Origin of the sequence: Allokutzneria sp. NRRL B-24872 (assembly GCF_002155965.1) — a bacterium.
Lineage (GTDB): Bacteria > Actinomycetota > Actinomycetes > Mycobacteriales > Pseudonocardiaceae > Allokutzneria.
In genome coordinates this window covers 1-9,322 of record NZ_MUMH01000259.1, presented here as the reverse complement: position 1 = coordinate 9,322, position 9,322 = coordinate 1, and the positions used below count along the sequence as shown (strand labels likewise).

The following is a 9,322-nucleotide window of genomic DNA, read 5'->3' as shown; positions in this document are numbered from 1 at the left end:
AGGACAGGCCCTAGCGGGTCAGGGCTTGCCCTTCACACCGCGCACGACGCTGTTGGTGACGATCTCCGAGATGTGATCGCCCACGGGGGCGTTCTCGCACGAACTGGCCGTACCGCAGAGCTGGATCGGAAGGATGCTGACGTTGTTCAACGCGCGCAGGCCCAGCGGCTGGTCGTTGAGCACGACCGCCGCCTGGGCGGGGGAGGCGGCGGCGAAGACGCCCGCGACGGCGACGGCGATACCGGCGGCTCGGGTGGAGAAGGACCTAGGGACAGACACGGCGAAGCACTCCAGACACCAGGGGAACGCGCCGGAAACCGTTGTCGGCGCGGGGAAAGCTCAGGCTAGCGACGAAAGGTCGGCCGAGTTCGCGGGGGTGGCTGGCGTTCCGCTGCCCCGGGACGGGAGAATGATCGACGCGGGAGTTGGTGGACGGGCCGCCGACGGTGATCACTCGGTAAGGGCGGCTGCGGTGCCACAGCTCCTCCTCGCGGGTCAGCGCGCGGCCGTGCAGTGGGCGGCGGGCCTGGTGGCCGCGACCTTCCTGCTGCTGGGCATCTGCGGGCTGGTTCCCGGGCTCACCACGGACTACGCGCTGCTCAAGATGGCCGGACCGCGTTCGGGCGCCGAGCTGTTCGGGCTCGTCGACGTCTCCGTGCTGCACAACGTGGTGCACCTGCTCTTCGGCGCGGCCGGGCTCACCCTCGGCAACTCCGCGCGCGGTGCCCGGCGCTTCCTGGCGGTCGGCGCGGTGGTCTCGCTTGCGCTCGGGCTGTACGGGTTCCTCGTGCCGCAGGGCAGTTCGGCGAACGTGCTGCCGCTGGACCCGGCGGGCTCCTGGCTGCACGTGGGGCTCGCGGCGATGATGGTGATCTTCGCCCTGTGTTGGCGTGTGCCGGAGAAGTCCACCCCGGAAGGTGAGTTCTCCCGGCAGCGGGACGCGGTCCCCGCCTGCCGTTGAGCTCTGGTGCCGGGCCGGGGAATCAGTAGGCTGGCAGGATTCAGATCCCATCCGCTCACACGTCCGGGGAATGTGCCGTGATGGCCAGCGACGAACTCGATCCGGGGCAGTCCGAGCCGCTGTTGCACGTGCGGGTCACCAGGACCGGCGCGGCGAACGTGGTCACGGTCGTCGGCGAACTCGACATGTACTCCGCCCGCGAGCTGGAGGAGGCGTTGACGGCGACCGACTCGGACACGGCGGTCGTGGTCGCCGACCTCGACGGCGTGTCCTTCATGGGCTCGGTCGGCCTGGCCGTGCTGCACGAGGCCGCGCTGCGGGTGGCGGCCCAGGGGGTGCAGCTGCGGCTGGCGGTGTCGACCAAGCCGGTGACGCGCGCGCTGGCGGTCTCCGGCCTGACCTCGGAGTTCAGCCTCTACCCGAGCGTGCGGGAGGCCCTGGCCGCGTGAACGCGGTTTGAGTTCTTTGCACTACGGCAACTATCAGGGGTGTGAGAATCGCGCTGGTGTCGGCCGAGCCCGCTCGGCATCCGCACACCGATGAGTTGCCGCAACGGTTGTCCGCACTCGGGCACACGGTCACCCGGCACGGCCACATGGGCTTGGGCCGGGATCTCACCGCCGATCCGCCGGACGTCGTGCACGCGCACTCGTGGTTGTCCGGCCTGGCGGCGCTGGCGGCCGTCCAGCACACGACCATCCCCGTCCTGTTGACCTGCGACGGTCTCGACGCCACGGAGCACCGCCTCGCCAAGCGGGTCGTCGGCGGTACGGCGTCTCGGATTGTTGTCTCGTGCCAAGACGATGCGGCCGATCTCGTGGTGGCGGGCGTGCCGAGGAGCCGCATCTCGGTCGTGCCCGCGGGGGTGAACACGACGGTGTTCAGTCCCAACGGGCCGGTGGCCGAGCGCGCCGAGACCTATCGCGTGATCGCACCCGACGAGGACGGCATCGACGTCGTGCGCGCGGCCTTGGGCTCGGTCCCCGAGACGGAGCTGGTGGTCGCCGGGGATCGCGTCACGCCGGAGCTGCTGCGCTCAGCCGACGCGGTGGTCTGCATGTCGCGGCGGGACTCCGCGGGGCGCCTCGCGCTCGAAGCGATGGCGTGCGGAGTTCCCGTTGTGGCGCAAGCGGTTCGAGCCTTCGCCGACGTCGTGGTCGACGGCATCACCGGAGTGCACGTGCCGACCCGGGAGCCGCGCGCGCTCGCTCAGGTGCTGCGCGGCGTGGTCGGCGATCCGGTGCGGCGGTGCACGTTGGGCGTCGCTGGGCGGGACCGCGTCGAGTGCCGCTACTCGTGGGACCGCGTCACCGAGGAGATGGTGCGGCTCTACGCGAAGTGCGCCCCGCCCGCCGCGCTCACGCCAGGCTGAGCTGACCCGCCGGGACGGCCTGCGGACCGAGCTCGCCGCTGCGGTAGTGCCTGCGGCAGAGCACCTGGTAGCGCACCGTGCTCTCGGCTCCGGGGTCGCTGTCGGCGGTGTCGGCCACGAGCACGGTGTCGCCCTCGCGCAGTATCCGGTTGTCCTGCGTGCGCGCGTTGAACTTGCCCGGCAAGCCGCACCAGCACAGGACTTCGACCTGGACGGGGTGCAGTTCGTCGGCCAGCTCCACCAGCCGCTGCGTCCCGGGGAAGAGGTGGCTGCGGAAGTCGATGGCCAGGCCGAAGCAGTAGACGTCGACCTGCGCGTGGTCGGCCAGCTCCGCGAGCTGCTCGACCTGGCAGGGGGAGAGGAACTGCGCCTCGTCCACGATGAGGTAGTCCACCCGCTGGTTGCCCGCCCACTGCGCGCGCACCAGGTCCTGGATGTTCATCTCCTCGTGCACCTCGATGGCGTCCCTGGTGATGCCGATCCTGCTGGAGATCGTCGGCGTTCCCGAGCGGTCGTGCCGCACCAGCAGCAGGCCGCGTCGCCCCTGACGGGCGTGGTTGTGGTCGATCTGCAGCGCGAGGGTGGACTTCCCGCAGGCCATCGGGCCGAAGTAGTACCGGATGCGCCCCGGGACGGGTTGGTCGCGGCGCGCGGCGGCGGAGGGCACCGGCGAGAGGGCGTGCGTCGCGTCCACGGCAGGGGTGTGTCCGGTCTGTGTCACGGGCGCCGACACTAACGGGTGGTGACGCGGCCCGGTGCAAGGGCATGCCCGGCGCGTCGCAAGATCAGCTCGGGGTCGGGCTCACCGTGTGGAACCGGGTCCTTACACTGCGCCGATGAGTTTGGTCGATGTCCGCTCCTGGACTCCCGCGGCGCGCTCTGTCGCCGAGGCCGCGCGCCGCTTCCTGATCGACGTCTGCGCCACCCACGGCTCGCTGCCGGTGACCGCGATCGTCGCTGACCACGGCGATTCCGGCGTGCGGATCAGGCTGCGCTTCGGCGGCGGCGAGGTCGAGGGATCGGTCTCCGCGCGGGGCGATGACGAGGACGTGTGCACGGAGGTCGCCGAGCGCCTTCAGAGCGTGGTCGTGGACCACCTGCCGGGGTGGCCGGAGTGCCCCGGTCACGGGCACCAGGCGGTGAGCACGCGGCTCGACGGGGGAGCGGTGTGGCTGTGCCCGACCGAGGGCGCCACGCGCTTCGCGGTCTCGGTCGGGCACTACCCGCGTCCTGATGTGAACGTCGCGTCCTAGGCGCCGTCCATGTCGGGAGTGGTCGAGGGTCTCTGGGAGCTCGGGCGGATGCCGGGGCGTGATGGGCTGTACCGGCCAGACGACACCGGCTTGGAGGTGCACGTCGAAGGACCGGGGGCTTACCACCCGGACGCCGGGCAGCCGATCCCCTTCCGCGTCGGAGGACCGTTCGACGTCGCCGAAGCCGTCGCGGAGGACGGCTTCGACGAGGTGGACACCAACTTCGAGAGCCCGCTGCCGAACGGCTCTGGCCGGATGTCCGGTGGGGGCGGCGGGATGGGCAACATCGGCTACCTCGCCCGGCTCAACGCCGACGGCTCGTTGCGGTGGGTGGCGACGATGTTCCACTCCAACCCGTTCGTCGGGGTGTGCTACGACGGCATGAGCGCCGTGTTCACCAACGACTGGGGGAACCGGCTGGAGCTCGACCTCATGAGCCCTGCTCTTCGCTGACCGCGTCGAGTTCGTGCTTGCGCGTTTCGGGCGCGGCGTGGGCCATCCACAACATGGCCAGCAGCACGGCCGCGCCGATCACCGCGAAGGTGAGCGCGAGCCCGAGGTGCGGCCACAGCACGGTGCCGAAGAGCAGGGGCACGAAGCCCGCGCCGACCCGGCTCACGGTGGAGGCCCAGCCGAAGCCGCTCGCGCGCAGCTCGGTCGGGTACAGCTCGGAGACGTAGGCGTAGAGCGCGGGAATGGTGACCTGGACGAGGAAGCCGTAGACCGCGATCCAGAGCTTGGCGGCGGAGGCGATCTCCAGCTGCGCGGCGAAGAGCACCAGCGCGAGCGCGGACAGCGGGGCGCTGACGCCGATCACCCACTTGCGGCCGACCACGTCCACCAGCCACGCGGACACGAGCACGCCGACGATCCCGACGGCGGTCATCAGCGTGGCCACCATGAAGGCCGCGTAGTCGCCGTAGCCCTCGGCCTTGAGGATGCTCGGCAGCCAGGTCAGCGCGCCGTAGTAGAGGACGAAGACGGTCAGGAACACCGCCCAGGCCGTTGAGGTGATCTTGGGGCTGAACCGCCAGAGCGCGGCGACCTGGGCGGTGACCGCGCGCGGGGTGAGCCGGGGAGCGGGCTGTGCCTCGGGCAGCCGCCACGGCCCGACCTCGGCGCCGGTGCGGGCGACGAGCCGGTCGATCACCGCGCGGGCCTCTTCGCCGCGCCCGCGCCGCACCAGGTACATCGGGGACTCCGGCACCGAGCGGCGCACCCAGAAGACCAGCAGCGCGGGCAGCACCATGACGAGCATCAGCGCGCGCCAGCCGCCGAGGCCGGCGAGCAGCGTGGAGGTCAGGCCGCACAGGGTCGCGCCGATCGGCCACCAGATGTCCATCGCGGTGAGGACGCGCCCGCGCACCCGGGCCGGGGTGAACTCGCCGACGAGCGCGTAGTCGACCGGGATGCAGCCGCCGAGCCCGACTCCGGCGAGGAACCGGAACACGCAGAAGGTGACGTAGTCCGGTGCCGCGGCTCCGGCCACGGTGAACAGCGAGAACATCAGCAGCGTCCAGCGGAACGCGCGCTGCCGTCCGACGATGTCGGCGATCCCGCCCCAGGCGAACGCGCCGACCGCCATCCCGATCAGGTTGGCCGTGCCGACCCAGCCGCGCTCCCCGGTGGTGAGGCCCCACTCCGCGCCGACGAGCGGGATCAGGAAGCCGTTGAGGGCCACGTCCCACGCGTCGAACATGAAGCCGAGCCCGCCCACCAGGAAGATCGTTCCCTGGGTGTTCCACCGCCAGGGCAGCTCCTGGACGACCTGATCACCGGTTCGCACCAGGGCATCCTAAGGCATCACTTACCTCGATGACTTCAGTGTCGAGTGAAATTAATCTCTGTCGGACCGAAGAGCACACCGCGCCAGGACGATCCAGGCAGCTGAGCCGTAGAAGACGCCCTGCTCGGTCTGGTGTTCGCTCATGCTGGCGCGCACCTCCTCGATGACACGGTCCCGTGTCTCGTCGTCGAGCTCGCGGGTCATCCAGCCGAACTGCTCGACGATGAACGCGAGGGCGTCCTCGGCGTCACGGCCGAAGTACATGGGCTCGCTGACCGGGCGCAGCTCGACATCGGTGAATCCCGCTGACGTCAACAGCTCCCGCGTGAGGTCGGGGTCGTTGAGCGCGCCTGCGCGGGGCTGGACCACCGGCTGTTCCCGCCCGGCGGAGAAGGCGGTGCGGAAGGCCGTCATCCACTCGTTGCGCACGGCGGGCTGCCACGTCAGGAGCGCGAGCCGTCCGCCGGGGCGCAGCGCGCGGGCGATGTTGCTGAACGCGGCGAGGGCGTCGCCGAAGAACATCGCGCCATGGCGGCTGATCGCGATGTCGAAGCTGCCTTCGGGGAAGGGGTGGATCTGGGCGTCCGCGTGCAGGAAGGTCGCGTTCGGCGCCGCGTCCTGGCGTGCGAGTTCGAGCATCTGCTCGGAGAGGTCGACGCCGAGCGCCGATCCGTTCTTGGCCTGCCGCGCCGCGTCGAGCGTGGTTTGCCCGCTGCCGCACCCGATGTCGAGCACGGCTTCGTGCGGCTGGATCGCGGCCGCGGCGAAGAAGTGGTCTCGGTAGGCGGCCACGCCGTCGTTGAACCGTTGCGCGCGTCTCGTCCAGAACGAGCCCTGGTCGCCGTTCCAGGCGTCGAGTTGGGCGGAGTTGGACGGGTCAACGGTTGCAGTCATGTTGCGCAGGCTATTCGGGACGGCGTTCTGGGCACTCGTCGATTTAGGGTTCGACGAAGTTGATGCTGACGGAGTGGGGTTGCATGTCGAGGTGCTGTGTTGTCGGGGGTGGGCCGGGCGGCCTGGTGCTCGCGTACTTGATGGCGCGGGCGGGGGTCGAGGTCACGTTGCTGGAGTCGCAGCCGGACTTCGACCGCGACTTCCGCGGCGACTCGTTGCACCCGGCGACGTTGGAGCTGATGGACCAGCTCGGCCTCGCTGATCGGCTGCTGGAGCTGGAGCACTTCCGCGCCACCACGTTCTCCCTGCACAGTCCCGGGTGGACGGTCAGGACCGCCGACTACGACCGCATCGGTGGCAAGTTCCCTTATGTGGCGCTGATGCCGCAGGCGCGGTTCCTGGACTTCCTCGCGCGTGAAGCCGCCGTCTACCCGAACTTCGAGCTGCGGACCAACGCGAAGGTCACCGGCCTCGTCGAGGAGGACGGGCGCGTGGTGGGCGTGCGGTGCGGCGGCGAGGTGGTGCGCGCGGACCTGGTGGTCGCGGCGGACGGGCGGTTCTCGCGCATGCGTCGGCTGGCCGATCTGCCGGTGACCTCGCTCGGCGGGGGCGGGGACATCCTGTGGTTCCGGCTGCCCCGGCGCTCCGACGATCCGCCCGAGGCTGACGTGGACATCTACTTCGGCGCTGGGCACTACATCGGGCTGCTGGGCGGGCCGGACTCGTGGCAGGTCGGCTACACGATCCAGAAGGGCGGATTCCAGCAGGCGCGGCGCGCGGGTGTGGAGCCGATCCGCGAGTTCGTGCGGGAGAACGTGCGGTGGCTCGCCGATCGCGCGGACCTGCTGACCGGCTTCGAGCAGATCACGTTGCTGTCGGTGGACATCGCACGGGCGAAGCGGTGGCACCGGCCCGGTTTGCTGATGATCGGCGACGCCGCGCACGTGATCTCGCCGGTGGGCGGCAACGGGATCTTGATGGCGGTCCAGGACGCGGTGGTCGCGGCCAACGTGCTGATTCCCGCGCTCAAGGCGGGGGAGGTCGGCGAGGACGTGCTGGCGGAGGTGCAGCGGCTGCGCGAGCCCGCGATCGAGAAGGTGCAGGCGCAGCAGGTGCGGGTGGAGCAGCGCACCGCGAAGGCGCTCGCGACCGGGCTGCCGTACCGGTTCCCGCTGGTGTTCCGGCTGCTCTGCGGGCTGGCGCCGTTCCGGAAGGCTGCGGCGCGGGCGAACGCCTACGGCCCGTTCCGGCCCCGGCTGAACCCGGCGGTGCTGGACATGTAACCCCAGTGGGGGTACAAAGGGGGTACCTAAGCGAAGGGGGGTATCCCGTGCCGAAAATCAACGTGTACCTGCCGGACGAGCTGGCCGAGGCCGTGAAGGAGACGGGCGTGCCGGTGTCCGCGATCTGCCAGCGCGCGCTGGAGCAGTCCGTGCGCCGCGTGACCGCGATCAGGGAGACCGCGCTCGGCGACCTCGACGTCGACGATCCGACCGCGCGGCTGTCGAACTACACCCAGCGCGCCCGCACGGCGGTGAAGCTCGGTATCGAGCGGGCTCGGCGCGGCGGCGCGGAGAACGTCGGCTCCGAACACCTGCTCGGCGGGATGCTGGCCGAGGGCGGCAACCTGGCGTTGCAGGTGCTCGGCGTGCTGGAGATCGACCCGGCGCAGGTGCTGCGCGAGCTGGACGGCGCGGCGGCCACGGGGGAGGGGAGCGGGCAGCGCTTCGGCAGCGACGCGGCGAACGTGCTGGAGCTGGCGGTGTCCGAGGCGATCGCGCTCGGCCACAACTACGTGGGCTGCGAGCACCTGTTGCTGGGCCTGGTTTCCGAGCCTGACGGAGCGGGTGGTCAGCTCCTGCGGACGCACGGCGCTGAGCTGCGGTTGACGCGGCGGGCGGTGACGGCGGCGCTCGCGGGATACGTGCACCTGCGTGCGCAGGCGGGTCCTCAGGCTGCTTCTCAGCCCGATGCGGCGGCGGTGCTCCAAGCGATCATGCAGCGGCTGGAGCGCATCGAGAAGCACGTGGGCCTGTGAAGCCGACCCTGGTCCTCGCGACCGCGGACACGATCGCGCAGTCCCGCAACTCGGTCGCGCGCGGGGCCGATCTGGTGCCGACAGGAGTGGTGGTCGAGGACGTTCTCGCCGAGCCCAGCTGGGATGTCACGCCGTCGACGATGCTGGCGATCGCGCGGCGGGTCCGTGACGCGCTCGTGGTCGACGGCTTCGGTGGAGTCGTTGTGGCGCACGGGTTTGACACCGTTGAGCACACGCCGTTCTTCACCGAGCTGATGGTGGGCGACGCGGGCCGGTTGGGCTCGGTGGTGTTCACCGGTGCTGTGCGGCCGCGTGATGAGCCGTTGAGCGATGCGCCCGGGAACCTGGCTTCGTCCATTGTGGCCGCTGGCAGTTCGGTGTTGCGCGGAGCCGGTGTGGTGGTGTGCGCGGGCGATGAGCTGCACGCCGCGCGGTGGGTCCGCCAGGTCGACGCCACGTCGGTCTGCGGTCTGTCGTCGGGGGTGAAACCCTTGGTGGGCAAGGTGATTGACGGCCGCGTGGTGCTGATCGGCGGTGGTGTGCCGCCCGTGCCGACGCCCGTTGGGGAGCCCGAGACCGACGTTGCGGTGATCGCCGCCTACCCCGGTGCTCGGGCGGAGCAGTTGACGGCCGTCGTGGACGCGGGGGCGCGCGGGATCGTGCTCGACGGCACCGGCATCGGCAACGTCCCCGTGGAGATGTTCGCGGCCGTGGGTGAAGTGGTGGACTGGGACATCCCGGTCGTGGTCGCTTCGCGCGCGCAGCAGCACCCGTTGGCGGACATCGGGATCGTCAGCAAGGTCGGCGCCATCGGCTCACGCGGACTCGGCGTCGGCCAGGCCCGCAGCGCGCTCATGGTGGCGTTGGGCGGAGGAGGAGTCTCCGGTGTGCGGTCGTACTTCGCGCACTTCTAGCCTCTGGTGGCTAGCGCTGCTCCTCTTCGCCCTCGCCTACTGGTCCACCCTATAGCCCCCCGCACTCCGCCGCAGCCGTCACTTCTCGCGTTTTGGCTACTTGT

At 70.7% G+C, this 9,322-nt stretch carries 12 protein-coding genes; 8 read left to right on the top strand and 4 right to left on the bottom strand.

The genetic code is table 11. The features are described from left to right. Window positions 1-18 precede the first annotated feature (18 nt). Window positions 19-279, bottom strand: a complete 261-nt coding sequence (locus CCN37_RS37120) for a hypothetical protein (protein ID WP_086830072.1) — start codon at window positions 277-279, stop codon at window positions 19-21. 193 nt (window positions 280-472) lie between these two features. Between CCN37_RS37120 and CCN37_RS37115 the strand changes: the two genes are divergently transcribed. From CCN37_RS37115 to CCN37_RS37105, 3 genes are all read left to right on the top strand, one after another. Continuing rightward, a complete protein-coding gene (locus CCN37_RS37115; protein ID WP_246843537.1) occupies window positions 473-961 on the top strand; it encodes a DUF4383 domain-containing protein in 489 nt (162 codons plus the stop codon). Window positions 962-1,041: 80 nt separating this feature from the next. Continuing rightward, on the top strand, window positions 1,042-1,410 hold the full coding sequence (locus CCN37_RS37110) for an STAS domain-containing protein (RefSeq protein WP_086830068.1): 369 nt from the start codon (window positions 1,042-1,044) through the stop codon (window positions 1,408-1,410). 41 nt (window positions 1,411-1,451) lie between these two features. Continuing rightward, a complete protein-coding gene (locus CCN37_RS37105) occupies window positions 1,452-2,333 on the top strand; it encodes a glycosyltransferase (protein ID WP_086830066.1) in 882 nt (293 codons plus the stop codon). Here the strand turns inward: CCN37_RS37105 and CCN37_RS37100 are convergent. Next, complete coding sequence (locus tag CCN37_RS37100; RefSeq protein WP_086830064.1) at window positions 2,320-3,054, bottom strand: thymidine kinase; 735 nt, start codon at window positions 3,052-3,054, stop codon at window positions 2,320-2,322. The two genes, CCN37_RS37105 and CCN37_RS37100, sit on opposite strands and share 14 nt — an antisense overlap. 115 nt (window positions 3,055-3,169) lie before the next feature. On the opposite strand from CCN37_RS37100, the gene CCN37_RS37095 reads away from it, so the two are divergent. Continuing rightward, a complete protein-coding gene (locus CCN37_RS37095; protein WP_086830062.1) occupies window positions 3,170-3,586 on the top strand; it encodes a hypothetical protein in 417 nt (138 codons plus the stop codon). A 9-nt stretch (window positions 3,587-3,595) separates the two neighbouring features. Next, window positions 3,596-4,039 carry a hypothetical protein gene (locus CCN37_RS37090; RefSeq protein WP_086830059.1) on the top strand — a complete coding sequence of 148 codons (444 nt, stop codon included), beginning with the start codon at window positions 3,596-3,598 and terminating at the stop codon, window positions 4,037-4,039. On the opposite strand, the gene CCN37_RS37085 is transcribed toward CCN37_RS37090, so the two are convergent. Both CCN37_RS37085 and CCN37_RS37080 read right to left on the bottom strand, forming a co-directional pair. Next, a complete protein-coding gene (locus CCN37_RS37085) occupies window positions 4,017-5,372 on the bottom strand; it encodes an MFS transporter (protein WP_086830057.1) in 1,356 nt (451 codons plus the stop codon). The genes CCN37_RS37090 and CCN37_RS37085 overlap by 23 nt on opposite strands. Before the next feature lie 51 nt (window positions 5,373-5,423). Beyond that, the gene (locus CCN37_RS37080; protein ID WP_371505670.1) at window positions 5,424-6,266 is read right to left on the bottom strand and encodes a class I SAM-dependent methyltransferase; all 843 of its coding nucleotides are present in this window, start codon (window positions 6,264-6,266) and stop codon (window positions 5,424-5,426) included. 83 nt (window positions 6,267-6,349) lie between these two features. Here CCN37_RS37080 and CCN37_RS37075 point away from each other — a divergent pair, with 83 nt between their 5' ends. From CCN37_RS37075 to CCN37_RS37065, 3 genes are read left to right on the top strand one after another with little or no spacing between them, the layout of a single operon-like run. After that, a complete protein-coding gene (locus CCN37_RS37075) occupies window positions 6,350-7,549 on the top strand; it encodes an FAD-dependent oxidoreductase (RefSeq protein WP_086830075.1) in 1,200 nt (399 codons plus the stop codon). A 47-nt stretch (window positions 7,550-7,596) separates the two neighbouring features. Further along, window positions 7,597-8,304, top strand: a complete 708-nt coding sequence (locus tag CCN37_RS37070) for a Clp protease N-terminal domain-containing protein (RefSeq protein WP_086830053.1) — start codon at window positions 7,597-7,599, stop codon at window positions 8,302-8,304. After that, window positions 8,301-9,218: an asparaginase domain-containing protein gene (locus CCN37_RS37065; protein WP_086830050.1), complete on the top strand. Its 918-nt coding sequence runs from the start codon at window positions 8,301-8,303 to the stop codon at window positions 9,216-9,218. The genes CCN37_RS37070 and CCN37_RS37065 overlap by 4 nt, the downstream gene beginning before the upstream one ends. The last annotated feature ends 104 nt before the right edge of the window (window positions 9,219-9,322 follow it).

Coding starts and splice junctions, on each gene's coding strand:
- CCN37_RS37110 (WP_086830068.1), top strand. CDS start 1,042: ATGGCCAGCGACGAACTCGATCCGGGGCAGTCCGAGCCGCTGTTGCAC.
- CCN37_RS37095 (WP_086830062.1), top strand. CDS start 3,170: ATGAGTTTGGTCGATGTCCGCTCCTGGACTCCCGCGGCGCGCTCTGTC.
- CCN37_RS37090 (WP_086830059.1), top strand. CDS start 3,596: ATGTCGGGAGTGGTCGAGGGTCTCTGGGAGCTCGGGCGGATGCCGGGG.
- CCN37_RS37080 (WP_371505670.1), bottom strand. CDS start 6,266: ATGACTGCAACCGTTGACCCGTCCAACTCCGCCCAACTCGACGCCTGG.
- CCN37_RS37075 (WP_086830075.1), top strand. CDS start 6,350: ATGTCGAGGTGCTGTGTTGTCGGGGGTGGGCCGGGCGGCCTGGTGCTC.